The organism is Klebsiella sp. 2-CIP_Kleb., assembly GCF_050378715.1.
In the GTDB taxonomy this organism is placed as follows: Bacteria; Pseudomonadota; Gammaproteobacteria; order Enterobacterales; family Enterobacteriaceae; genus Klebsiella; species Klebsiella quasipneumoniae.
In genome coordinates this window covers 472,889-498,008 of the sequence record NZ_JBNRLG010000002.1, presented here as the reverse complement: position 1 = coordinate 498,008, position 25,120 = coordinate 472,889, and the positions used below count along the sequence as shown (strand labels likewise).

Below are 25,120 nucleotides of genomic sequence, written 5' to 3'. Positions count from 1 at the left end.
GTGACCGGGGTGAGCAGGCAACGCCAACGCCGCTATAGCGTGAAAGGCGACGGAAATTTAGATTTTACCGACCAGGTCCAGAGATGGAGCCAGCGTCGCTTCGCCTTCTTTCCATTTCGCCGGGCACACTTCGCCTGGGTGGGAAGCAACATACTGCGCCGCTTTGATTTTACGCAGCAGGTCAGACGCATCACGGCCGATACCTTCAGCGGTAACTTCGATTGCCTGGATGATACCCTGCGGGTCAACCACGAAGGTGGCGCGGTCAGCCAGACCTTCATCTTCACGCATGTTGTCGAAGTTACGGGTCAGGGCGCCAGTCGGGTCGCCAATCATCGCGTATTTGATTTTCGCGATGGTTTCAGAGCTGCTGTGCCACGCTTTGTGGGTGAAGTGGGTATCGGTAGAAACAGAGTAAACGTCTACGCCCAGCTTCTGCAGTTCTTCGTAATGGTCAGCCACGTCGCCCAGTTCGGTCGGGCAGACGAATGTGAAGTCAGCCGGATAGAAGAAGAAGACGCTCCAGCGGCCTTCGGTGTCTTTCTCGGTGACTTCGATGAATTCACCATTTTTGAATGCCTGGTTTTTGAACGGTTTGATTTTGGTGTTAATTAAGGACATCTATACTTCCTCCGTGTTTTCGTTGAGGTCTAAGTTAACGAATTTTTCCTGACCCGACCAATGCGTTTACATTATCGAATCAATAAGCGTTATCTAACAACCGGAACAAGACAACTTTGTGAACCTGGCGACGCGTTCAGCGCTGTTCGCTGTTTTTCGCATCATTTGCCGCGACAAAAGTAAAAAGGCCACCTTTTCAGGCGGCCCCGTTACCTGAAATACCCGAAGGTAGGTTCAGCGCCAGTCAGACTGGCTATGTGTTGCGCTCTACATTACCTTAATGTAACAGCATCCAGGATTACATCACCCACGCCAGGAAAGGGCAATCCGTCGTTCTGCTGATCCTGCCTATAACTGTAATAGGTTTGGCAATCTTTCTTCCTTTCCTGCTGATTTTACAAGGAATACTCATGTTAAAACGTCTGCTGTTGCTCAGCCTTTTGCCTTTTTGCAGCTATGCGGAAGAACTACCCGCCCCGGTAAAAGCTATTGAAAAACAAGGCATTACCATCATCAAACCCTTTGACGCGCCGGGGGGAATGAAAGGCTGGCTGGGTAAATACCAGGATATGGGCGTCGCCATCTACCTCACGCCAGACGGCAAACATGCCATTTCCGGCTATATGTATGACGAGAACGGCAACAACCTCAGCGAGCAGTTGTTTCAAAAAGAACTCTACACGCCGGCGGGACAAGAGATGTGGAAGAAGATGGCCAGCGCCCACTGGCTGCAGGATGGCAACAAAGACGCCCCCATCGTGCTGTATGTCTTTGCCGATCCCTTCTGCCCTTACTGCAAACAGTTCTGGCAGCAGTCCCGTCCCTGGGTAGACGCCGGTAAAGTGCAGATCCGCACCCTGCTGGTGGGCGTGATCAAGCCGGAGAGCCCGGTCACTGCCGCAGCGATTCTCGCCAGTAAAGATCCGGCGAAAACCTGGCATGATTACGAGCAATCGAACGGCAAAATGGCCCTGACGATCCCAAAGGCTATCCCGCCCGAGAAAATGAAAATGCTCAACGTCAATCAGCAGCTGATGGACGATCTGGGGGCCAACGTCACGCCAGCCATTTATTATATGAATAAGGACAATATGCTGCAGCAGGTGGTCGGCCTGCCGGATAAAGAGAAGCTACAAATTATGATGGGTGAAAAGAAATAATCTTATTGTGGAGTGGCGCCAGACAACAACCACCGCTGGCGCCGCTATCGACAATAAGATATATTAAGCAAAGCTTAATATTACTGGCCAAAAATAAATTCACACCACGCATATTAAGCCATTCAACATTCTTATTATGAATATTTCAATTCGCACTGATAATACACAGGACTGCATTAATGGCAAATCTTTACGACCTGAAAAAGTTCGATTTAAACCTATTGGTTATTTTTGAGTGTATATATCAACATTTAAGCATCAGCAAAGCGGCGGCGACGTTATTTATCACCCCGTCGGCGGTGAGTCAGTCATTGCAGCGTCTGCGCCAACAATTAAATGATCCGCTATTTGTTCGGGTCGGGAAAGGCATGACGCCCACCACCGCCTCCGTCAATCTTCATTATCATCTGCAACAAAACCTTGAACAACTGGAAAAAACAATCAATCTCAATAAACGCACCGAACTGCGAAAGCGTATTGTGATATATGGCCCGCCGCTGTTCTGTTCAGTAAACAGCCATTTTATGATTAACCAGCTCTGTCATCAGGCTAATTTACAGATTGAGCACCATAACCTGACCACCACGGAATCGGCGGAGGAGTTGCTGGCGTATCGCCAGGCGGATCTGGTATTCACCCGAATGCCCATCAACAACCGCGCTACTATTTGTCAGCCCTATAAGACGGTGCAGACGCTGGCGTTGTGCCGGAGGGACCATCCGCGGCGTGAGGAACTCACATCGGTTGAAGCGCTGGCGCAGGAGTTTTTTACCCACTTCATCACCAACGATCCCGTGATTCAGCGCGTTCAGCAGAGCAGCATGCCGTGGCTGAACCCGAACAATATCGCCTTTCGCAGTGACTCGTTTATGACCATTCTTAATATGATCAGTAAAACCGACTTAATTGGCTTCGTTCCTTCCTATTTATTTGATTTTATTTCACCCACTATGCAGCTTCACGTCATTAATATAGACAATCTCTTCCCGGATATCACAATATACATTAACCACCATCATTCATCTTCGCAGAATCATTTCTTATCTGAATTAATCAGCATTCTAATGGATGATAGAGTAGCATCACAACCACAAATTAATAACAATGGATAACATATCCACTATTTACCCCACATTGTCCGAATAAAAAAAACGACCATTAAACTCCCGGCCCTCATCGTTTATACTGACCAAATGGGAATATCTCGTATTAAAGGATTAATGGTCATGTCGTTTATTAAATATCCCTTACCGGAGTCGGTGCTGCAGGCGACGGAACAGCGGATCCAATGGGTTCTGGATAATTTTTCACGCGTTTGCGTCTCTTTCTCTGGCGGAAAAGACTCCACCGTTATGCTGCATTTAACCGCGCAGGCAGCTCGGTTACAGGGCAAGAAAATCAGCGTACTGTTTATTGACTGGGAAGCACAGTTCTCTTGCACCATCGCCCACTGTGAAAAACTGCGCGCCCTGTATCAGGATGTCATCGACACCTTTTACTGGGTCGCCCTGCCGCTCACGACCCAAAATGCCCTGACGCAGTATAAGCCGCAATGGCAATGCTGGGAGCCCGGAGCCCGCTGGGTCCGCCAGCCGCCGCCAGGGGCGATCGCCCACCCGGATTATTTCCCCTTCTACCAACCCGGAATGAGCTTTGAGGCTTTCGTCAGCCATTTTGCCGAGTGGTTTTCCCAGCGGCGGCCCGCCGCCGTGCTGGTGGGCATTCGGGCTGATGAGTCGCTGAATCGCTTTATGACCATCTCTTCCCAGCGCAAACAACGCTTCGCTGACGATAAACCGTGGACCACCTCGGCGCCGGGGGGACACGCCTGGTACATCTACCCGCTCTATGACTGGAAAACCGCCGATATCTGGACCTGGTTTGCCAGAAGCGGCCAGCCCTATAACCCGCTGTACGATCTGATGTATCAGGCCGGGGTGCCGCTGCGCTACATGCGCATCTGCGAACCCTTCGGTCCGGAGCAGCGCCAGGGGCTGTGGCTGTACCATGTGCTGGAGCCGGAACGCTGGGCCGCGATGTGTCAGCGGGTCAGCGGCGCGCACAGCGGCGGCGTCTATGCCGGGCATGACAATCAGTTCTACGGTCACCGAAAAATCGACAAACCCGACCATTTGACATGGAAAAGCTATGCTCTTTTCCTGCTCGACAGCATGCCGGAAACCACCGCCGAGCACTATCGCAATAAAATCGCCGTCTACCTGCGCTGGTATCAGAAAAAAGGGATGGAAGATATTCCCGACACCCAGCCCGGGGACATTGGCACAAAGGATATCCCCTCCTGGCGACGAGTCTGCAAAGTGCTGCTCAATAACGACTACTGGTGCCGTCAGCTCTCGTTCAGTCCGACCAAAAGCAGTCACTATCAGCGCTACCGAAAACGTATGGAAAAACATCGTCAACAATGGGGGATATTATGCAACAACAACTAACGCAGGCGCTGGACGCTTTCCTGCAAACGCTGGATGATGAAGCGCGCATCGAGGCTATCAACGCGTTTCGCCATGTGCTCCACCAGCGCAGCCCCTTCCGCTCCCAGCCGGTTGACTGCGTGCTGTGGGTCAAACAGGAGCAGGTCGCCCCCAATGACTACAATCCGAACAACGTGGCGCCGCCGGAAAAACGTCTGCTGCAGACCTCGCTGGAAGCCGATGGCTTTACCCAGCCGGTGGTGGTCATCCGCCAGGGTCCGCAGGCGTATACCATTGTCGATGGTTTTCACCGTCATGAACTGGCCTGCAGCAAAGCGTCATTGAAAAATGCCCTGCATGGCTATCTGCCGGTGACCTGTCTGCCGAATGAAACCGCCTCCCGCGATGGGCTGATGGCGGCAACCATACGCCACAACCGGGCGCGGGGACGTCACCAAATCCACGCCATGTCGGAGATTGTGCGCGAGCTGACCCGGCTCGGCTGGACACCGCAAAAGATCGGCAAAGAGTTGGGGATGGATGCCGATGAGGTACTGCGTCTGAAGCAAATCAGCGGCCTGACGGAAATGTTCGCCGGCCGCCAGTTCTCTCAGGCATGGACCATTAAATAACTATAGCTGGCACAAACGCGCCGCCGCGGCCAGCAGGGTCTCCGGTTGTTTAGCGAAGCACAAACGGATCAGCTTGTGCGGGAACGGGTCGGCGCAGAAGACGGAGAGCGGGATCGCCGCCACCCCAACCTCTGTCGTCAGCCAGCGGCAGAAGCTCACGTCGTCAAGATCGGAGAGGGCGCTGTAGTCCGCCAGCAGGAAGTAGGTGCCCTCACAGGGCAGGAGTTCCAGCCGGCTGGGGCGCAGCGCCTCAATAAACAGATCGCGGCGTTCACGATAAAACGCCGGCAGCTCGAGATAGTGCTCTGGCGCCTCGCGCAGCATATCGGCGATCGCCAGCTGCGCCGGGGTATTCACCGAGAAGGTCAGATACTGATGAACCTTACGCAACTCCGCGCTGATGGCCGCCGGGGCCACGCAGTAGCCAACCTTCCAGCCGGTCATATGAAAGGTTTTGCCAAACGAAGAGACTGCCACCGCCCGCTCGCGCAGCTGCGGATGCGCCAGCACGCTGGCGTGGCCGTCTTCGGCAAAGTTGATATGCTCATAGACCTCGTCGCTGAGAACATAGATCTCACGTTCGGCTATCGCCTGCCACAGGGCGGCAAAATCCTCGCGTTGCCAGACCGTGGCCGAGGGGTTGTGCGGGGTATTGAGGATCACCAGCCGGGTTTTGTCGCTCAGCGTCGCGGCAAACTGCTGCCAGTCGACGCGAAAATGCGGCGGCTGGAGCGCAATACGGTGTAATTCGCCGCCGGCCAGCGCCACCGCGGGGGCATAGCTGTCGTAGCTGGGATCGAAACAGACCACCTCATCCCCACGGCGCACCAGGGCGGTGATCGCCGCGTACAGGGCCTCCGTCGCCCCGGCGGTGACCGTGATATCGCTGTTGACGTCGGGTCGATATCCATACAGCTCCGCCGTCTTGTCAGCGATCGCCTCGCGCAGCGCCGGCACGCCGGTCATCGGGGCATACTGGTTCGCCCCCTGCGCCACGTGGTACGCCAGACGCTCCTGAAGATAGCGCGGGCCGTCAAAATCGGGAAAGCCCTGAGACAGGTTGATGGCCTGATGCTGCTGGGCCAGGGCGCTCATCTGGGTAAAAATGGTGGTACCGAGCGCCGGGAGTTTACTCTCTGGAATCAACGGGTTATTGCTCATTCTTGTTTTACCGATTGTAATGCTGTTGTTGAAGCCACTATAACACGATGTTAATATTTGGCAATCAAGACGCTTAGACGTCTAAATGCTAATGTTATTCCACGCTACGCCCACTCTGGAGAAACCATGATCCGCGCCATCGTGACCGACATCGAAGGCACTACCAGCGATATCCGCTTCGTGCATAACGTGCTGTTCCCCTACGCCCGCGAACGACTGGCCGGCTTTGTGACCGCTCAACAGCACGCTGAGCCGGTGAGAACGATTCTCGACAACTTGCGCCGAGAGACAGACTCCCCCGCCGCCAGCACCGCCGACCTGATTGCTACCCTCTTCGCCTTTATGGACGAAGACCGTAAATCCACTGCGCTGAAGGCACTCCAGGGGATCATCTGGCGCGATGGCTACCTCAACGGCGACTTTACCGGCCATCTCTACCCGGACGTGCTGCCGGCGCTGGAGAAATGGAAAGCACAGGGCATTGATTTGTATGTATATTCTTCTGGCTCCGTGGCAGCGCAGAAATTGTTATTTGGTTACAGCGATGAAGGTGATATTACTCATCTGTTTACGGGCTATTTCGATACCCTGGTAGGCGCTAAACGCGAAGCGCAGTCCTACCGCAACATTGCTGAACACCTGGGCCACGCCCCCGGGGCCATCCTGTTCCTGTCGGATATCCATCAGGAACTCGACGCCGCCGAAGCCGCGGGGTTGCGCACTGTCCAGTTGGTACGCGGCGATCGCGACCCGGCAAGCCACCACCCTCAGGTTCAGCGTTTTGACGACATTCATCCGGAGCAGATCCCAGCATGAGCGCATTAACCCTATTTTCTGTGACCGATCCGCAAACGCCGGTCTGGCACAGCACCGACGCCAAAGCGATTCAGGAGCAGCTTAACGCCAAAGGCGTCCGTTTCGAACGCTGGCAGGCCGACCGCGACCTCGGCGCAGACCCCAGCGCAGAAACGGTGATTGCCGCCTATCAGCATGCGATTGACAAACTGGTCGCCGAAAAGGGCTATCAGAGCTGGGACGTCATCAGCCTGCGCGCCGATAACCCGCAGAAAGAGGCGCTGCGGGAAAAATTCCTGAATGAGCACACCCATGGCGAAGACGAGGTCAGGTTTTTTGTCGAGGGCGCCGGTCTGTTCTGCCTGCACATTGGTGACGAGGTGTTCCAGGTGCTGTGCGAAAAGAACGATCTGATTTCGGTTCCTGCCCACACTCCGCACTGGTTTGATATGGGATCAGAACCGAACTTCACCGCCATTCGCATTTTTGATAACCCGGAAGGCTGGATCGCCCAGTTTACCGGCGACGATATCGCCAGCGCCTACCCACGGCTGGCGTAACGTCGTCCTGTCATCCATTACCGCCTGGTCAGGAGCCTTAAACTGCCTGGCCCGCGCTTTCCCGGAGGCGGCGCATACTGCGCCTTCTCCGGGCTATCCGCCCCGCCGCCGGCGATCCTCCCACGCTTAAACCGCAATAAACTTCGGCGGGTCAAAGGCGGTGATCGGCGGCAGTTCCTCTCGCCACGGGGCGATTTCCACCCAACAACTCTGGGCGCTACAGCCCTGCCCCAGGCGCGAACTGCCGCGATCCGCGGTTAACACGTTGGGATTACCGTGCTTATCGAGGGTTCCTTTTTCATTCGGATCCAGAGGGTCATACCAGGCGCCGGTGGACATCTGTACCACCCCCGGCAAAATCTGTTCACTCAAATGCACGCCCGCCAGAATCGCCCCGCGGTCGTTATACACCTTCACCACGCTGCCTTCGTGGATGTCTCTTGCCTGCGCGTCCCGCGGATGCATCCACAGCGGCTCGCGTCCCTGAATTTTCGTCGCCCGACTGACGCTGCCGTGATCATACTGGCTGTGCAGGCGGGCGCGTGGCTGACTGGAGAGCAGATGAAGCGGCCAGCGCGCCGCCTCCAGTCGTTGCCGGGCAGCCTCTTCCTCATCCCACCAGGGATGGCCAGGGCATTCGCGATAGCCAAACCCGGCGACGGTAGAGGAAAAGAGTTCAATCTTGCCGGAGGGCGTGGAAAGCGGATAGCGCTGCGGATCGGCGCGAAAATCGGCGAGAAAGACCTGCGGCCGCTCCGGCGCGCTGTACTCCAGCACCCCTTGCTGCCAGAAATCCTCGAACGAGGGCAGCGCAATGCCCTCCTCCTGCGCCCGCGGCCTTGACTCCTCATAGAGATAGCGCAGCCACTGCCCGGCGTCCCGCCCCTCGCTGAACAGTTCGCCGAAGCCCAGCCGCCCGGCAAGATCGAGGAAAATAGCGTAATCATCACGCGCCTCGCCCACCGGCGGGATCTGCGCGCTCATGGCAATCATAAATCCGTCATGACCGCCGCTGCCGATATCCTCTCGCTCCAGCGAGGTGGTAGCCGGCAGAACGATGTCAGAGAATTTGGCCTGCGCGGTCCAGTACTGCTCATGCACCACCACCGTCTCCGGACGGCGCCAGGCCTCGCACAGTCGGTTAATATCCTGGTGATGGTGAAACGCATTGCCTCCCGCCCAGTAGACCAGACGGATGTCGGGATAATGCAGCAGCTGACCGTCGAACTCATAGGCTTCTCCCGGGTGCAGCAGCATATCGGACAGCCGCGCCACCGGGATAACGCTGTCCACCGCATTTTCGCCGGCGGGCAAGCGCGGGCCGGAAAACGCTTTTCGCACCGCCCCCGCCAGGTTGGTACAGGCATAGCCAAACCCGAGGCCGCCGCCCGGCGTGCCGATCTGTCCCAGCAGCGCGGTCAGGGCCACCGTCGCCCAGTAGACCTGCTCCCCCTGACGGGCGCGCTGGATGGACCAGGAGATATTCACCATCGTCCGGTGGCGGGCCATCTCCCGCGCCAGCTCGGCGATGCGCTGGGCGTCAAGGCCGGTAATTGCCGCCGCCCACGCCGGTGTTTTCGCTATGCCGTCATGCTCGCCCAACAGATACGCGCGGTAAGGGGCAAACCCGACGGTATGGCTGGCGATAAACGCCTGGTCGTAGAGGGACTCAGCGATCAGCACATAGCTCAGCGCCAGCAGCAGTGCGGTATCGGTGCCCGGCCGAATGGCCAGCCACTCGGCGTCGGGCACCGCGCTGAGGTCATTGCGCACCGGACTGATATTAATAAACCGCGTGCCGTTGGCCTGCATCTTATCCAGCCAGTACGGCAACATATGGTCATTGGCGCCGCCGCCGTTGACCTGGGCATTGCGCAGCGGCAGGCCGCCAATCGCGACAAACAGCTGACACTCCCGCGCCAGCTCGGAAAAATGGGTATGCTGACGATGCAGCGGGCTCAGCGGCCCAAGGATATGCGGCAGAATGCGCTCGCCCGCGGCGCTGCTATAGGTATTGGTGCTGGCGGTATACCCGCCAAAGCCCTTAAGAAAACGGTGCAGCTGGCTCTGCGCATGGTGAAAGCGCCCGGCGCTGGCCCAGCCGTAGGAGCCGCCGTAAATCGCCTCATTGCCGCAGCGCGCCTTGACCGAGCGCAGCTCGCGAGCCACCAGGTCCAGGGCCACCTCCCAGCTGACTTCGACAAAGGGCTCCTTGCCTCGCCCTTCTCGTGACGCCGGCCCGTGCTGCAGATAGCCGGCGCGTACCGCCGGGCGACGAATGCGCGTTTGGCTGGTCACCGCGTCGGGGAGCGACTGACCGATGCGTGAAGGGTTTTTATCCCAGGGCACCGGCTTAACCGCCACGATCTCGCCCTCGCGGCTCTCCACCTGCCAGGTTCCCCAGTGCATCACCGTATAATTATGCTGTTTCTTCATAGCGCCCGCGTTCTTCTCAGCCTCAGGTTCGTTAAAATAAAGCGGGGAAATGCGGTAATATTGCTTACCCGGCCAGACATTGCGCTGCTAAAAAAAGCTTTAGCCCGCGTAATCTTCTCTTTTTCTCTGTAGATGCCGTATTTCCCATACACTCATAATAAACAGAAAATTGTCTTTATCTGCTAAATAAACACGGAATAAGCCAAAAATAAAACCACAAAATAAAAAGGCCTATCCGCCATCATGAAATATTTTCAGGTTCTTCATGACAAAATAAACTTTTTCTCTGGCGTTTCCGCGATATAACATTGCCGGCATAACTTAGACTTATTTTGTATTTGAGGTGGCGAGGTGCTTCTTGTCATGCTACCGGTCCGCAACCACCTTCATCACAGGATCATAATAACAATGTCGCAGAAGAGAAAATTATTGCCTGCCGCGCTGGGACTGCTTTCCCTTGCCTCGCTGAGCGTCACTGCCGCTGATACCCTCTCCTTACAGGGAAAAACCATTGGCGTTGCCGTAGTAGGCACCCAGCATTTCTGGGATCGCGAAGCTTTTAAAGGCGCGACAGAGGAAGTGGAGAAACTGGGAGGCAAAGTCATTGGCGTCGATGGCGGCCGGGATAATCAGGTTCATGCCAATAATCACGATATTTTACTGTCACGCAAGGTGGATGCGGTAATTAGTATTCTCGGCGACAGCGCCGTCGAACCCAAATTTAAAGCATTGCGTGATGCTGGTATCCCGGTATTCACCGTGGATCATGTTTCACAATATTCGGTCAATAATACCACCTCCGATAACTACACTCTGGGCTCCACCATCGGTCGCTACATGGCGGACGAATTAGGCGGTAAAGGCAACGTCGCTGTATTTAACGCGTTCTCCAGCGCGCTGCGTATTTGCGGAATTCGTTACGATCAGTGGAAATATGTCCTTAAGGATTACCCGGATATTCATATTATCCAGCCCGAGCTCGCGGAACAGTTCGCCAACTCGCCGGAAGACGCGCGGAAGAAAACCCTCGAATTACTCAGCCAGTATCCGAAAGGCAAACTGGACGCCATCCATGTCGCCTGCTGGGATCAACCGGCCATCGGTATCGTCCAGGCGCTGGAAGAGACCGGCCGTGATAAGGACGTGAAAGTGACGGCCATCGACGCCGGTCCGGAAACGCTGGAGATCATGGCGGAGCCCGGCAGTCCCTTCGTGGCTAACGTCGCGCAGCAGCCGCATCTGATCGGCCAGACCTCCGCCGACAACGTGGCCCGCTACTTTGCCGGTCAGAAACTGCCGGTGCAAACCTTTATCCCGGTGATACCGGTGAAAGGTCCGCAGGAAGCGAAAGCGGTGTATAAACAGTTGGGATACGGCGAACTGCAGTGATAAATCAACACCCTGGCGGGGAGCGCCCCGCCGCGGGTCTGGTCATGGACCAGATCGGCAAACGTTTTGCCAGCGTAATGGCGCTTAATGCGGTTACCCTGCGCCTCAATCCGGGGGAGATTCATGGCCTGATTGGCGAGAACGGCGCCGGTAAATCGACGCTGATCAAGATCCTCGCCGGCGTTTATCAGGCCGACAGCGGCAGCGCGACCCTCGACGGTCGCCCGCTGCCCCTCGGCAACCCGGCAGCCATCGAAGCCGCCGGCATCCGCGTTATCCACCAGGAGCTCAACCTGATCCCGCACTTTACCGTCGCGGAATCGGTGTTTCTGGGCCAGGAGTATCGCACCCGCTGGGGGGCGCTGGATCGCCGACGGATGAAGGCCGCCACGGCGCAATTTTTCCAGCAAAACTGGCAGTTGGCGATCGACCCCGAACGTCTGGTGCGAGACCTGAGCCTGGCCGAGCGCAAGCTGGTGCAGATTGCCCGCGCGCTGATCGACGGCGCGGCGCGGCTTGTGGTGTTCGACGAGCCCACCGCCCCCCTCGAGGCCCAGGAGGCCAGTCTGGTCACCTCCGCCATCCTGCGCCTGCGCGACCAGGGCATTGCCATTCTGTATATTTCCCACTATCTCAATGAGATAGCCAGCCTCTGCGACCGTGGCACTGTGCTGCGCAACGGGGAAGTGGTCGGTTATCCCGACCGCGACCTGCTGCAGAATACCGAGGCGCTGATCGCCATGATGGTCGGCCGGGAAATCGACCAGCTGTATACTCCGCGCCAGCGCCCGGCGGCAGACAACGGGGAGGCTCCGCTGCTCTCGGTGCGCCAGCTGAGCGACGGACGGCAGCTGCAGGATCTCTCTTTTGATATTCACCCGGGGGAGATCGTCGGCGTCGCCGGCCTGCTCGGCGCCGGGCGCGATGTGCTGGTGGACTTACTCTACGGCTTGCGCCCGGCGGAGCGAGGCACTATCCATCTCGACGGCCTGCCGCGACGAATCCGTACGCCAAAGCAGGCGATCCGCGCCGGAATGGCGCTGGTCCCGCGCGACCGCCGCCATCAGGGGCTTATCCTCTCCTTCACTACCGCCGACAATATTAATCTCGCCTCGCTGCCGGAGACCGCCACCTTTGGCTGGGAGCGGCGGGGGATCGCCGAGAGGAAAGCGCGCGACTGGATAGAACAGCTGGCGATCCGCCCGGGTCGCCCGGCGCTGCCGGTACGCTACATGAGCGGCGGCAACCAGCAAAAAGCGATCCTCGCCCGCTGGCTCGGCACCGATGCCCGGCTGTTTATTCTCGATGAACCCACCCTCGGGGTTGATATCGGCGCCCGCCGCGATATTTATCAACGTACGCGCCAGCTGGCCGATAAAGGGCGGGCGGTGCTGGTCTCCTCCAGCGACGCCACCGAACTGCTCGGACTATGCGACCGGATCCTCGTCCTCTGGCGCGGTGCGCTGGCGGCGAATCTGCCCACCCGCGGGCTGACCCTCGACGCCCTGCTGGTGGCGATCAACGGCGGACAGGAGCCTTCACCATGAATACCGCTATCCAGCGTCGCGGCCGTCCGGGCCTGGCGACGCTTGTTGAAAAATTCCCCCTGATCCTGTTTCTGGCGCTGCTGGTGTGGCTGAGCGTGCAGTCGCCCTACTTCCTCAGCTGGCAAAATATCAGCCTGATGCTGGTCCAGAGCGTTCCGCTGGCGATCCTCTGTTTCGGCCTGGTCTGCGTCATCGCCGTTGGCGGAGATGACGTGGTCTCCGGCGGCATCGACCTCTCCCTGCCGGCGACGGCGGTGCTCGGCGTCGCGCTGCTCAGCCTCGGGCTGGCCGAATGGCACACGCCGTATCTCCTGCTGCTGGCGCTGCTGGCGGCGGTTTGCCTGCTCTGCGGGGCGATCAACGGCTTCCTGGTGCTGGCGGCCGGCCTGCCGCCGCTGCTGGCTACCCTCTCGACCTCCGTGGCGTTTACCGGCCTGACGGACCTGCTGACCGGCCAGCGGCGCATCGCGGTCAGCGATCCGCTGATGGTCGCCTTTCGCGATAACAGCCTCCTCGGCCTGCCCTGGCCGCTGGTCTATCTGCTGGGGGTATTTATCCTGTTCCAGTTCCTGCTCCATCACTCCCGCTTCGGTCAGCATGTGCAGGCGGTGGGCGGCAATCGCGATATGGCGCAAATGAGCGGCCTGAACGTGCGCCGCTTAACCCTGCAGGTCTGGCTGTTAGCCGGCATCGCCGCCGGGCTGGCTATTCTGCCGCTGCTCAGCCAGGGCTCCGGCAGCTCCAGCGGAACGGCCACGCCGCTGCTGCTGGAAACCGTGCTCGCGACCTTTATCGGCGCCGCCTTCTCCCGCCGTCGGGTAGTCACCATCTGGGGCGCGCTGCTGGGGGCGATTCTGGTTAACGCCCTCTCTAACGGACTCGGCCTGTTGGGGGTCAATATCTTCTGGATGGGCGCCATTAAAGGCGGCCTGATCCTGGTGGTACTGGCGGCCTCGGCGGTCAGACACAAAGGAGGCGAGGCATGAGCCAAATCACTCTGAAAACCCCAGCTCCTGCGGAACAGACGGCCAGCAGCCCGCTGGCCTGGCTGTCGCGGGCCGGATTCGGCATCATCACCCTGCTGGCCATCGCCCTGTTCGGCTGGGCGAATCCAGTATTTTTAACCGTGGATAACTGGGCCAACCTGCTGCAGGGCAGCGCGATCCTGCTGATTGTGGCGATGGCGATGACCCTGATTGTCAGCGCCGGGGCGATTGACCTGTCGGTGGGCGTCGCGCTCGATTTCGGCGCCGCCTTCGCCCTCGTCGCCCTGAAAACCTGGCATCTGCCGTGGCAGGCGGCGGTGGGCTGCGCCCTGCTCGGCGGGGTGCTGATTGGCCTGCTCAATGCCTTTCTGATCCTCATCTGCCGGATCCGCCCCTTCCTCGCCACCCTCGGCACCTGGTTTATCGCCAGCAGCGCCGAACGTATCTATACCGATGGCGGCGGCGCGATAGCCTATCGGCGGATGGCTCCCGAGTATCACGACCTGGCGGTGGGTAACCTTGGCGGGATCCCCACGCCGGTAGCGATCGTGCTGGTGCTGTGGCTGGCGGCCTGGCTGGTGACCGAGCGCACCCTGTGGGGCAAATATATCCGCGCCATCGGTCAGAACAGCGAAGCGGCGCGCATCGCCGGGATCCGCGATCGCCTGACCATGCTCGGCGTGCTGGTGGCCGCCTCAGCCCTCTGCGCCGTCGGCGGGGTGATCCTCTCCGCCAACCTGCGGCAATTTACCCCGCTGGCCGGGCAGTCTTACCTGATGGACGCCATTGCGGCGGTGTTTATCGGCACCGCCTTTAACCGTCTGGGCCGGGTCAGCATCGCCGGCACCCTCGGCGGCGTGCTGTTCCTCGCCATTATTGATAATGGTCTGAACCTGATGGGCCTCAATTATCTGGTGAAGGACGCGCTGGTCGGCGTGATTCTGGTGGTGGCCCTCGCCCTATCCTTCTGGCAGGCGCGTCTGCGCCAAACGCATCGCTAAACGGGAGAACGATGGCAACCTTTGACGCCGTATTTGTCGGCCTGACTATTCTGGATATTGCCGGGCGCCCGGTGGTGGCGATCCCGCCGCGCGGTGGCGTCGCTTTTATTGAGCAAATTCGCCTCAACCCCGCCGGCACCGCTGCGGGGGCTAATATTAACGCCGCGAAGCTCGGGATCCGCACCGCGGCGGTGGCCTGCCTGGGCGAAGATGAAAAGGCCGACTTTATCCTCGCCAGCTATGCCCGGCTGGGCATTGACTGCTCGCTTATCCAGCGCACCGCGCTGAAGGAGACCTCGGCGACGATCCTGCCGATTCGCCCCAACGGCGAACGTCCGGCCCTGCACTGCCGGGGCGCGTCTGACGCCCTGTTCGTCAGTGAAGCGGAATTTGACGCCGTCCTTGACTGTCGCTTCCTGCATCACGGCGGGAGCGGACTGCTGGCGGCAATGGACCAGGGACAGAGCGCACGGCTGCTGCAGGCGGCCAAAACGCGTGGAGTCACCACCAGCTTTGACCTTATCGCGCCGAATGAACACACCCTGGAACTGCTGCGGCCCCTGCTGCCGTCGGTGGATTATTTTATGCCTTCGCTGGAGGAAGCCGCCTTTCTCTCCGGGGAGACGCAGCCGGAGGCCATCGCCCGCTTTTTCTTCGCGCTGGGCGTGGGCACCTGCATTCTGAAAGACGGCGAGAACGGTTCCTGGCTTATCGGCCGCGATGGCGCGCTGGAGCATATTGCGCCGTGGCCCGTCGAGGCGGTGGATACCACCGGCTGCGGCGACAGCTACTGCGGCGGGTTTATTGCCGCGCTGGCGCGCGGGCTCAGCGTGAAAGCGGCGTGCGACGTCGCCTCGGCGGTGGCCGCGCTGGTGGCGACCGGGATGGGCTCGGATGCCGGGGTGGTAGACTGGGAACAGACCCAGGCTTTTATGGCGGCCCATCGCCCCTGACGTTGGACCCACGCCGCTGCAGGACGCGGCGGCGCAAGCGGCTTAACGCCACTGGTACAGCAGCGGCTCCCCGGCGACATAGCGCTGAAGATCGGCGGCGATCATCGCCGTGTGTTTGGCGATACTCTCCCGGGTGGCCCCGGCGATATGCGGCGTGATAATCACGTTATCGAACTCGGTGACAAAAGGGTGATCGCGCCACAGCGGTTCGCGATGATACACGTCCAGCGCCGCGCCGCCCAACGGGCCGTGACGCAGAGCCTCAATCAGCGCCGCTTCGTCGACCACCGCCGCGCGGGAGGTATTGATCAGCAGCGCGCCGGGCTTCATGCTGTTTAGCAGCGCCGCATTCACCAGCCCGTCGCTGTGCGGCCCGCTGCTCAGATGCAGGCTGACGATATCCGCCTCACGGAACAGCGCCTCCAGGGTGGTTTTCTGTAGCCCTGGCTCATTGATATCCTCTGCGGCGACGAACGGATCCACCACCCGCACCGCCATACCGAACGCCCGGGCGATACGCGCCACCCGGCGGCCAATGTTGCCATACCCCACCAGGCCCAGCGTTTTATTGCGCAGTTCACTGCCCTTAAACACTTCATAGGGGCTTTCCGGACTCACGTCCCAGACCACATCCCGGCGCAACCCCTGCTGGGTGGCGGCGGCGGCATTGTCAGCCTGCGTGAATTCCCCCCGCTTCAGCGCCGCATGGGATTGCGGAATATGGCGCGCCAGGCTGAGCATCAGGCCAAGCGTCAGCTCCGCGGCGGCATCGGCATTGCGCCCCGGGGTGTAGAGTACCCGGATGCCGCGCGCCTGCGCGGCCTGGGTATCAATATTCACCGGATTCGCGCGGGTACAGGCGATCACCTGCAGGCGCGGACAGGCGGCCATCACCGCATCCGTCACCTCATCATAGCTGGTCACCAGCACCTCAGCGTCGTGGGCCAGCTCAATCAGCTGACCGGCGCTGAGTTTCGGTTTGCCCAGCGCCCACCCCTCCACCAGCAGCTCACCCAGCTGGTGGAAGGCGCTAAGGTCGCCAGCATGCTCGGCGGTAAAAACGATTTTCATGGTTGTACTTCCTGAGAAAGACGTTGAAGAGCGGCCTGCCTGGCCTGCCATACCGGCAGCATCTGCTCACGCAGCAGGCGATAAACGGGATACAGCGCCGCGTAGCGGGCATGCGCCTGAGGGCGCGGCTGATAGCGGGTCTGCGCCAGCGGAGGCGTCTCGGCCAGCGCCGCGACGCTGCGGGCCGCCAGAATCGCCGCACCGCGCGCGCTTAGTTCATTAAAGGCGCTGGAGACCACCGTGCGCCCGGTACAGTCGGCGATAATCTGCAGCCAGGTGGCCGAGGCTGCGCCGCCGCCGGTCAGATACAGCTCGCCGCCCTGGGGATAACCCTGCAGCGCATCGACAATGGCGAAGGCCAGGCCTTCAAACACCGCGCGCTGTAGTTCGGCGCGGGTGGTATGCGGGCTAATGCCGATAAAGCCGGCCCGCGCGTCAGGGCTGTAAAACGGCGCGCGTTCGCCATTGAGATACGGCTGCCAGAAGACGCCGCCGCTGCCTGGCTCCACCTCCGCGATCGCCTGCTCCAGCCGACCCAGATCGGCGTCCAGCGAAATATGCTGCTGCAGCCAGTCAATGTTTGGCGTACCGGCCTGCATCGGAAACAGCGAGATCACCTGCCCGGCTTCGGTGTGAGTGACGAAGCGCGTCGCCTCGTTCACCGTCTGCGGACCGCGGCAAACGATTCCGGTACAGCAGGTGGTGCCGAGGATCGTGTAGATATCCCCTTCGTTGACCGCGCCGCAGCCCAGCGCGGCGCTACAGACATCCAGCGCCCCGGCGGCCACTGGCGTCGCGGCGGGCAGTCCGGTCAGCGCCGCCACCGCGTCGCTCAGCGTACCGGCCGGAGCGTCCGGGGCCAGCAGAGGGGGAAACAGCGGCAGCAGTTCGTCCAGCCCCATCTCGTTCATCACCACCGAGGACCAGCTGCCGCTCTGCTGATTGAGTAATGAGCTGCTGGCGTCCGTCAGTTCCAGCGCCGCCACGCCGGTCAGGCGAAAGCGGATCCAGTCCTTGGCGAAAAACAGATAGCGCGCGGCCGCCAGCCGCTCCGGCTGATACTGTTTCAGCCAGTACAGCTGCAGGCTGGTATTGCAGGGCTGCAGGTGGGTGCCGGTATCGGCGAAATAGCGGCGGTCAAAACCGGGCCGGCGCAGCAGGTCGTTCATCAGCTCGTGGCTGCGGGTATCGCTCCACAGGATCCCCGGCCCCACCGGTTCGCCCTGCGCATCGCTGAGCCAGACCCCCTCCCCTTGCCCGGCGAGGCCGATAGCCCGCAGCCGCCCCTCCTGCAGCGCCGGGTGGCGCGCAATCTGGCGCAGAATAGCCAGCACCGAATGCCACAGCTGGGTCATATCCTGTTCCGCGTAGCCATTGGCCGACAGGCGGGGGGAGGTGTTTTCCGCAGCGCTGGCGCGCGCGGTGAAATGCTGATCAAACAGCACCGCTTTCACCCGGGAGGTGCCGATATCGATACCAAGATAAAAATCCATACCTGCTCCGGCTCAGGGCTCGTAACGGCGGCGCATCAGCTCGCACTCGAACAGGAACTCCAGCCCCTCCAGTTGCCGGCGGGCCTCCTGAATATCTTTCCCCCAGCAGGTCAGGCCATGTCCGCGCAGCAGAAAGCCGTAACGCAGCGGGCGGGTTTGCGCATAATCGGCAATCCGCGCCGCCAGGGCGTCAATATCCTGATCGTTATCGAAGATGGCGACCGGAACGGTATCGAGATGGCTGTGCTGCCCGCTGAGGGTTTTCTGCATTTCATACCCCTGCAGCGCCAGCGTGTCGCTTTTTTCGATGCGCGACAGCACGGTGGCATTGACGGTATGCACATGCAGCACCACGTTGGCCTCCGGGAACAGGCGGTAGACCAGGGTGTGCAGGCCGGTCTCCGCCGACGGTTTCCGTCCGGAAGGGGCCTGATTGGTGGCGATCTCCACCTGCAGAAAATCCTCGGTCGTCAGGCAGCCTTTATCGCGGCCCGACTCGCTTAGCCAGCACCAGGTATCATCCTGACGCACCGACATATTGCCGCCGGTCGCCGGCGCCCAGCCTTTCGCGCCGATCCAATGACAGGTGGTGACCAGTTGCGCGAGTCTTTCTTGCCACATAGCAGTTCCTTAGGTTAGCGATGATTTGTTTAGCCGTCTAAATGGCTATTTATCCGATACTAACACCGCTAACCGGAGGGAACAATATTTCAGGAAACACACATAAGACAAATGGTTATATCATAAATGCATATTAAATAACCTTTATTCACAGCAATTTAACCAACCGCAGTGAATCCGCTACGATCCCCTGCTGCCTGGCGCCACAACGCTGGCGGATTGTGCTGGCTGAAATTCTCCTTCTGCGCCAGGCATGCCCTCGCCGCCCTCCTCTGCCCCGGACTGGTGCAAAACATGGCAGGATGCACACTAAAATGGCATTACTCCTCCTGAATCCCTCATTAACAGTGCACATTGCACACTATGCGCTATTCCTCATGCCCGGTTTTTCCTGGCACATCTCTTGCTACTTCCGGCAATCACCGCTCATCTACCAGCCAGAGGTTCCAGGATGTCAAACAGCAATGATTTTCCCCTCGTCGAAGCGCCCACCGCCGGACGTAAAGGCGTATTTTCCATCGCCATGGTGTTATTCAGTTTTACCTTTTTCACCGGCACGATGTTTGCCGGCGGCAAACTCGGCGTCTCCTTTTCCATCGTTAATCTGCTGTGGATAGCCGTCATCGGCAACGCCTTGCTGGCTCTCTATGCCGCATCGCTGGGCTGGATTGCCGCGCGCAGCGGCCTGAATACGGTGCTGATGGGCCGGTTCTGCTTCGGGGAGATCGGCAGCAAGCTGGCCGATTTTATCCTTGGCTTTGCCGAGCTGGGCTGGTACGCCTGGGGGACCGCCACGGTCGCTATCTCGCTGGTGAAGATCCTCGCCCTGCCCGAGGCGCTGACCCAGCCGCTGATGGTGCTGTTTGGCATTCTGTTCTGCGTCACCGCGCTGGTGGGCTACAAGGGGCTGGACGCGCTGTCGCGCCTGTCGGTGCCGCTGATGTTCGTGCTGCTGGTGGTCTCCATGTATCTGGCGCTGCACCACGCCGGCGGCTGGCAGGCGATGACCCGCATTGCGCCGAGCGACACCATGACCTGGTCGGCGGCCATCACCATGGTCTTTGGCACTTTCGCCAGCGGCGCCACCCAGGCGACAAACTGGACCCGGCTGGCCAACTCCAGCCGGACCGCCATTCTCGCCAGCATGGGCAGCTTCCTCATCGGCAACGGGCTGATGATCGTCGCCGGCGCCTGGTGCGCCATCGTTTATCAACAGGCCGATATCGTCGAAGTGCTGATCCTGCAGGGGCTGTCAGTCGCCGCGGTGATCATGCTGTGTCTCAACCTGCTGACCATCCAGGGCCCCACCATCTATAACGTCTCCGCCGCCGCCTGCCATCTGCTGCGCAGCGAACGCCGCCGCACGCTGACCCTCGCCGCCGCCGGGGTGGGCATTGTGCTGGCCATTGGCGGGATGTACGAAATGCTGATCCCGTTCCTTGTGCTGCTGGGCAGCATTATCCCGCCCATCGGCGGGGTGATTCTCGCCGACTACTGGTTCGCCCGCGGCGGGCGCTATCCCCTGCTGCAGAACGCCCGCCTGCCGCGTTTTAACTGGCTGGGACTCGGCGCCTACGCCGCCGGCGCGGTGGTGGCTTATCTGTCACCGTGGATCGCGCCGCTGGTGGGGATCACCGTCTCCGCGCTGGTCTATATCGCCCTGACCATGGTCAGCAAACGTCAGCCTGCCGCCGTCGCGGAGCAAGAGCCATGAGCCTGACGGTCAGCGAACTGCTGGCCCTTGAGGGACTCTCCGCCCTGCGTTTGCGGGCGGGAAAGCAAGGGCTGCAGCGGGCGGTACGCTGGTACTACGTGGCGGAAAATGAGCATATCGCCGAGTGGATCATGGGCGGCGAGCTGGTCTTTATCACCGGCATCAACCATCCCCGGGATGAAGCCAACCTGATCCAGCTGCTGATGGAGGGCAAACAGCGCGGCATCGCCGGGATGGTGATCCTCACCGGCGAGGCCTATATCCACGCCATTCCCGCCACGCTGATCGCCCTCGCCGACGAGCTGGGCATTCCGCTGATCGAGCAGCCCTACCTGCTGAAGATGGTGATTGTCACCGAGCGGGTCGGCACCGCGCTGGTCCGCAGCGAAAACGCCCTTCAGTCGCAGCGCGACATCCTGATGCAGCTGGTCACCGGCGACTATCCGGACCTGCAGATGCTTCACCAGCGCGCCCTCCACCAGCAGCTCGATTTTACCCGCCCGCTGCGGCTGGCGGCGCTGCGCCTGGAGGGGCTGTCCCGCCTGTTTCGCCAGTACCCGCCCGAACAGGCCGAAGCCTGGCTGCAGCAGGCCCACCGCAGCGTGCGCCAGCAACTGCAGCAGCAGCTCAACCAGCAGGGCAACCCCTTCCCGCTTCTGGAACGCAGCAACATGTTCCTTTTCCTGCTGCCGGATGAGGAGGGGGAAGACTTTCAGCAGAAAAAGTGGCTGCAGCAGTGGCTGCAGACGCTGGCGGAGGGGGAAGAGCGTTTGTCACTGCTCTGCGGCCTCTCGGCACCGGTCAGGCAGCTGCAGGGCTACCCGCGGGCGTTGTCGCAGGCGCGCCAGGCGCTGGATCTGTGCGAAACCCTGCGGCCGACCCAGCGCATCAGCGACTATCAGCAGTTGGGGTTTATCAAACTGCTGTCCGCGGTCAGCGACCCGGCGCTGCTCAACGATTTTATGCACGACACCCTGGGCTGCCTGATCGAGCCGGGCCGTAAAGCGCCGTGGCTGCTGCTGGAGACCCTCGAGACGCTGCTGCAGGAGAACGGCAACGTGGTGCGAGCCGCCGACCGGCTGGGTCTCCATCGCAACACCCTGCATCAGCGCATCCAGCGTATTGAAAAACTGACCGGCTACCCGGTCAGCCACCCTCAGTTTCATCTCAACGCCTCGGTCGCGCTGGTGATCTGGCGTTTATCGCAAAACCATTTACAGGACCAACCATGAAAATTGTTAACGCCCGCCTGCGCCGCCAGGAGGCGCTGTTTACCCTTGAGCTGCAGGACGGCATCATTCGCGGCATGACCGCCCAAACCGCGATGCGGACCGCCGACACCGGGGATATCGACGCCCAGGGTCGGCTGGCGATCCCGCCCTTCGTCGAGCCGCATATCCATCTTGACGCCACCCTAACCGCGGGCGAGCCGGAGTGGAACCGCAGCGGCACCCTGTTTGAAGGCATCACCCGCTGGAGCCAGCGCAAAGCGAGCATTACCCCGGAGGACACCCGCCAGCGGGCGCTGAAAACCATCGGCATGCTGCGCGATTTCGGCGTTCAGCACGTCCGGACCCATGTGGATGTCACCGACCCGTCGCTGGCGGCCCTGCAGGCGCTGCTGGCGGTGAAACAAGAGGCCGCCGATCTCATCGATCTACAGATTGTCGCCTTTCCGCAGGAGGGGATCGAATCGTATCCCAACGGCCGGGAGCTGATGACGCGCGCCATCGAGATGGGCGCCGACGTGGTGGGCGGCATTCCGCACTATGAGAATACCCGCGACAAAGGGGTCAGCTCGGTGATGTTTTTGATGGACCTCGCCCAGCGCTACGGCCGCCTGGTGGATGTCCACTGCGATGAAATCGACGACCCGCAGTCGCGTTTCCTCGAAGTGCTGGCGGAAGAGGCCCGGGTGCGCGGTATGGGGGCGCAGGTCACCGCCAGCCACACCTGCGCGATGGGCTCTTATGATAACGCCTACTGTTCGAAGCTGTTTCGCCTGCTGAAAGCCTCGGGGATCAACTTTATCTCCTGCCCGACCGAAAGCATTCATCTGCAGGGCCGGTTTGACAGCTGGCCAAAACGGCGCGGCGTCACCCGGGTGGCGGAGCTGGCTCGCGCCGGCATCAACGTCTGCTTTGCTCAGGACTCGATTCAGGATCCGTGGTATCCGCTGGGGAATGGCAATATCCTGCGCATTCTGGATGCCGGACTGCACATCTGCCATATGCTCGGCTATGACGATCTGCAGCGCTGTCTCGACTTCGTCACCGACAACAGCGCCCGGGCGCTTTGTCTGGGCGATAACTACGGCCTCGCCGAAGGCCGCCCGGCTAACCTGTTGATCCTCGATGCGGAAAACGACTACGAGGCCGTCCGCCGCCAGGCGCGGGTGCTGACCTCCATTCGCCACGGCAAGGTGATTTTGCAGCGTGAGGTGGAGCACATCCGCTATCCGGCATAAGGCGCAAGGCGCTGCGCGTCGGCGCCTTTCTGTGATACCTTTTCAGGCAGTGTGCGTGACCGACGCCCGTCCGGGCGTCGGCTTCCTGGAAAACAGACGGCGCGAAACGACGATGAGCGATAAAAAATGGATTAAGGCCGAGGACGTGGCCAGACTGGCCGGGGTCTCGCGCTCGGCGGTCTCCCGCACCTTCACCCCCGGCGCCTCGGTGTCGGAGAAGACCCGGCAGAAGGTGCTGAACGCCGCGGAAGCTCTGGGCTATCAGGTGAATATCATCGCCCGGACGATGATCACCGGCAGCAGTAATTTTATCGGCATCGTCACCGCCGGTTTCGACAACCCGTTTCGCAGCAAACTGCTGGCGCCGCTGGTCCATCAGCTGGCGCTCAACGGCTTTATGCCGCTGCTGATGAACGCTGACGATCCGCAGCAGCTCGCCCCTTCGCTTAAGCAACTGCTGAGCTACCACGTCGCCGGGGTGATCATCACTTCCGGCGCGCCGCCGCTGTCGCTGGCGGAAGAGTATCTGGCGCGCAAGATCCCCGTCACCCTGATCAACCGTCATGCGGATCTCGCCGGCTGCGACCGGGTGTGCAGCGATAACGCCCAGGGGGCGAAGCTGGTGGCGGGCTTGTTCAGTCGTCGAGGCTGGCGGCAGGTTGGCTTTATAGGCGAAAATCGCGAGAACTTCAGCACCCGCCAGCGTTATGACGCTTTCATCGCGCAGACGTCGGGCATGACGGTGACCAGCCGCTTCTGCGACGGCGGCGGCTATCAGGCTGGCTACCAGGCTGCCAGAGAATTCGTTGCTGAAAATCCCGGGGTGCAGGCGCTGTTTTGCGCTACCGATATGCTGGCGCTGGGCGCCCAGGACGGCCTGCGGGACGCCGCTGCCCCGCTGCCGGCCATCGTCGGCTTTGACGATATCCCGCAGGCGGACTGGCAACCCTACCAGCTTACCACCGTTCAGCAGAATACCGCCCTGCTGGCCCACCACGCGGTGGATCTGTTAATGACGCGGATCGCCCGCTTCAGCCTGCCCTCGCGCCATCGCGAAGTGCCGGTGAAATTAATTATTCGTCAAAGTGCGAAATGAAAAAATCATTTTATGCTGGAGCGATCACAGAATCTTCTGCGAAACCCGGCCACACTCATTCGGCCCTTCGGGGCTGTTTTTTTCACGCAAAATGCACACGTGTGCAAAATAGGGAGTCAATATGCAATCTCAGGAATCAGAAGCGCTACAGGCCCGCTACCGCCTGGCCTGCGAGCTGGCGAAAGCAGGGGCTGAGCTGGCGTTTGAATACTATCAGCAACGCGAAGCGCTGACCGTCGACCATAAAGGCGACGACCTGCAGGACGTGGTCAGCGTGGCCGATAAGCGGGTGGAGGCCTTTGTGAAACAGCGTATTCAGAGCGCGTTTCCGGAGGATGGCTTTCTCGGCGAAGAGAGCGGCGCCCGCCTGCCCGACGCGCGAGTGCTGTGGGTAGTCGACCCCATTGATGGCACCAGCTGTTTCCTCAACGGCCTGCATACCTGGTGCCTGTCGCTGGCGATCGTCGCCGACGGCGAACCGGTCATCGGCGTGGTCTACGACCCCAACCATCGCGAGCTGTTTCACGCCCTGCGGGGTCATGGCGCCTGGCTCAATGACGCCCCGATCCGTCCGCACCCCGCGGCGACGGTCAGGGAGGGAGTGATGGGCGTCGGCACCTCGCATCGCGTCACCCCGGCGGACTTTCTGCCGTTTCTGCAGGCGCTGCTCAGCGACGGCGGCATGTTTATCCGCAACGGCTCCGGCGCGCTGATGAGCGCCTGGGCGGCGGCAGGCCGGTTGATTGGCTACTACGAGCCGCACATGAACCCGTGGGACGCCCTGCCGGGGCTGGTGCTGATGCGCGAAGCGGGCGGCGCCAGCAACGATTTTCTGGCGCAGGAGGGGATCCAGCGCGGCAACCCGCTGCTGCTGGCCAGCTCAACGCTCTACCCGCAGCTGAAAAAGATGATCCCACAACCATTACATTAACCCTTACGGGTCAGGCTATTTCTGATTATGTACTCTACACAGTAACGATAACTTCAT

General features: G+C 60.3%; 22 protein-coding genes. 16 read left to right on the top strand and 6 right to left on the bottom strand.

What is annotated here, in order from left to right; all coding sequences use genetic code 11:
- Window positions 1-57 precede the first annotated feature (57 nt).
- Window positions 58-621 carry an alkyl hydroperoxide reductase subunit C gene (gene ahpC / locus ACQUTP_RS10275; protein ID WP_002894394.1) on the bottom strand — a complete coding sequence of 188 codons (564 nt, stop codon included), beginning with the start codon at window positions 619-621 and terminating at the stop codon, window positions 58-60.
- Between the two features lie 410 nt (window positions 622-1,031).
- Here ahpC and dsbG point away from each other — a divergent pair, with 410 nt between their 5' ends.
- From dsbG to ACQUTP_RS10255, 4 genes are all read left to right on the top strand, one after another.
- Entirely contained in the window at window positions 1,032-1,781 is a 750-nt protein-coding gene (gene dsbG / locus ACQUTP_RS10270; protein ID WP_004885845.1) for a thiol:disulfide interchange protein DsbG, read from the top strand.
- A gap of 179 nt (window positions 1,782-1,960) precedes the next feature.
- A complete protein-coding gene (gene citR / locus ACQUTP_RS10265; protein ID WP_049004684.1) occupies window positions 1,961-2,893 on the top strand; it encodes a DNA-binding transcriptional repressor CitR in 933 nt (310 codons plus the stop codon).
- A gap of 114 nt (window positions 2,894-3,007) precedes the next feature.
- Complete coding sequence (locus ACQUTP_RS10260; protein ID WP_004885837.1) at window positions 3,008-4,231, top strand: phosphoadenosine phosphosulfate reductase; 1,224 nt, start codon at window positions 3,008-3,010, stop codon at window positions 4,229-4,231.
- Entirely contained in the window at window positions 4,216-4,842 is a 627-nt protein-coding gene (locus tag ACQUTP_RS10255; RefSeq protein WP_004885834.1) for an IbrB-like domain-containing protein, read from the top strand. The genes ACQUTP_RS10260 and ACQUTP_RS10255 overlap by 16 nt, the downstream gene beginning before the upstream one ends.
- Here ACQUTP_RS10255 and ACQUTP_RS10250 read toward each other — a convergent pair whose 3' ends face one another.
- Entirely contained in the window at window positions 4,843-5,988 is a 1,146-nt protein-coding gene (locus tag ACQUTP_RS10250; protein ID WP_170921476.1) for a pyridoxal phosphate-dependent aminotransferase, read from the bottom strand.
- A gap of 141 nt (window positions 5,989-6,129) precedes the next feature.
- Here ACQUTP_RS10250 and mtnC point away from each other — a divergent pair, with 141 nt between their 5' ends.
- Together mtnC and ACQUTP_RS10240 are read left to right on the top strand one after the other, a co-directional pair.
- Window positions 6,130-6,819 carry an acireductone synthase gene (mtnC, locus tag ACQUTP_RS10245; protein ID WP_004885828.1) on the top strand — a complete coding sequence of 230 codons (690 nt, stop codon included), beginning with the start codon at window positions 6,130-6,132 and terminating at the stop codon, window positions 6,817-6,819.
- The gene (locus ACQUTP_RS10240; RefSeq protein WP_004885825.1) at window positions 6,816-7,358 is read left to right on the top strand and encodes a 1,2-dihydroxy-3-keto-5-methylthiopentene dioxygenase; all 543 of its coding nucleotides are present in this window, start codon (window positions 6,816-6,818) and stop codon (window positions 7,356-7,358) included. Before mtnC ends, ACQUTP_RS10240 begins: the two co-directional genes overlap by 4 nt.
- A 126-nt stretch (window positions 7,359-7,484) precedes the next feature.
- Here the strand turns inward: ACQUTP_RS10240 and ACQUTP_RS10235 are convergent, their stop codons facing one another.
- Window positions 7,485-9,794, bottom strand: a complete 2,310-nt coding sequence (locus tag ACQUTP_RS10235; RefSeq protein WP_285755661.1) for a molybdopterin-dependent oxidoreductase — start codon at window positions 9,792-9,794, stop codon at window positions 7,485-7,487.
- Window positions 9,795-10,202: 408 nt separating this feature from the next.
- Between ACQUTP_RS10235 and ACQUTP_RS10230 the strand changes: the two genes are divergently transcribed.
- Genes ACQUTP_RS10230 through ACQUTP_RS10210 form a run of 5 tightly spaced genes read left to right on the top strand, consistent with a single transcriptional unit; the run spans window position 10,203 to window position 15,670 of the window.
- Entirely contained in the window at window positions 10,203-11,183 is a 981-nt protein-coding gene (locus ACQUTP_RS10230) for a sugar ABC transporter substrate-binding protein (protein ID WP_004885820.1), read from the top strand.
- 44 nt (window positions 11,184-11,227) lie between these two features.
- On the top strand, window positions 11,228-12,730 hold the full coding sequence (locus ACQUTP_RS10225) for a sugar ABC transporter ATP-binding protein (protein ID WP_025999138.1): 1,503 nt from the start codon (window positions 11,228-11,230) through the stop codon (window positions 12,728-12,730).
- Window positions 12,727-13,716, top strand: a complete 990-nt coding sequence (locus ACQUTP_RS10220) for an ABC transporter permease (RefSeq protein ID WP_004885817.1) — start codon at window positions 12,727-12,729, stop codon at window positions 13,714-13,716. Before ACQUTP_RS10225 ends, ACQUTP_RS10220 begins: the two co-directional genes overlap by 4 nt.
- Complete coding sequence (locus tag ACQUTP_RS10215) at window positions 13,713-14,717, top strand: ABC transporter permease (RefSeq protein WP_004885814.1); 1,005 nt, start codon at window positions 13,713-13,715, stop codon at window positions 14,715-14,717. The genes ACQUTP_RS10220 and ACQUTP_RS10215 overlap by 4 nt, the downstream gene beginning before the upstream one ends.
- 11 nt (window positions 14,718-14,728) lie before the next feature.
- The gene (locus ACQUTP_RS10210; protein WP_032455712.1) at window positions 14,729-15,670 is read left to right on the top strand and encodes a carbohydrate kinase family protein; all 942 of its coding nucleotides are present in this window, start codon (window positions 14,729-14,731) and stop codon (window positions 15,668-15,670) included.
- 42 nt (window positions 15,671-15,712) lie between these two features.
- On the opposite strand, the gene ACQUTP_RS10205 is transcribed toward ACQUTP_RS10210, so the two are convergent.
- Genes ACQUTP_RS10205 through ACQUTP_RS10195 form a run of 3 tightly spaced genes read right to left on the bottom strand, consistent with a single transcriptional unit; the run spans window position 15,713 to window position 18,855 of the window.
- Window positions 15,713-16,741 carry a 2-hydroxyacid dehydrogenase gene (locus ACQUTP_RS10205; protein WP_004885809.1) on the bottom strand — a complete coding sequence of 343 codons (1,029 nt, stop codon included), beginning with the start codon at window positions 16,739-16,741 and terminating at the stop codon, window positions 15,713-15,715.
- Window positions 16,738-18,234: an FGGY-family carbohydrate kinase gene (locus tag ACQUTP_RS10200; protein WP_257708169.1), complete on the bottom strand. Its 1,497-nt coding sequence runs from the start codon at window positions 18,232-18,234 to the stop codon at window positions 16,738-16,740. The genes ACQUTP_RS10205 and ACQUTP_RS10200 overlap by 4 nt, the downstream gene beginning before the upstream one ends.
- A gap of 12 nt (window positions 18,235-18,246) precedes the next feature.
- A complete protein-coding gene (locus ACQUTP_RS10195; RefSeq protein ID WP_165707882.1) occupies window positions 18,247-18,855 on the bottom strand; it encodes a methylthioribulose 1-phosphate dehydratase in 609 nt (202 codons plus the stop codon).
- A 451-nt stretch (window positions 18,856-19,306) separates the two neighbouring features.
- Between ACQUTP_RS10195 and codB the strand changes: the two genes are divergently transcribed.
- From codB to ACQUTP_RS10170, 5 genes are all read left to right on the top strand, one after another.
- On the top strand, window positions 19,307-20,569 hold the full coding sequence (codB, locus tag ACQUTP_RS10190) for a cytosine permease (protein ID WP_017899073.1): 1,263 nt from the start codon (window positions 19,307-19,309) through the stop codon (window positions 20,567-20,569).
- Window positions 20,566-21,801 carry a PucR family transcriptional regulator gene (locus tag ACQUTP_RS10185; protein ID WP_017899072.1) on the top strand — a complete coding sequence of 412 codons (1,236 nt, stop codon included), beginning with the start codon at window positions 20,566-20,568 and terminating at the stop codon, window positions 21,799-21,801. Before codB ends, ACQUTP_RS10185 begins: the two co-directional genes overlap by 4 nt.
- Window positions 21,798-23,036 carry a cytosine deaminase gene (gene codA, locus ACQUTP_RS10180; protein WP_285755655.1) on the top strand — a complete coding sequence of 413 codons (1,239 nt, stop codon included), beginning with the start codon at window positions 21,798-21,800 and terminating at the stop codon, window positions 23,034-23,036. The genes ACQUTP_RS10185 and codA overlap by 4 nt, the downstream gene beginning before the upstream one ends.
- A gap of 145 nt (window positions 23,037-23,181) precedes the next feature.
- Window positions 23,182-24,132 (top strand): LacI family DNA-binding transcriptional regulator, encoded by a 951-nt coding sequence (locus tag ACQUTP_RS10175; RefSeq protein WP_072140537.1) that lies wholly within the window; start codon window positions 23,182-23,184, stop codon window positions 24,130-24,132.
- A 121-nt stretch (window positions 24,133-24,253) separates the two neighbouring features.
- Entirely contained in the window at window positions 24,254-25,063 is an 810-nt protein-coding gene (locus ACQUTP_RS10170; RefSeq protein WP_043521680.1) for an inositol monophosphatase family protein, read from the top strand.
- The last annotated feature ends 57 nt before the right edge of the window (window positions 25,064-25,120 follow it).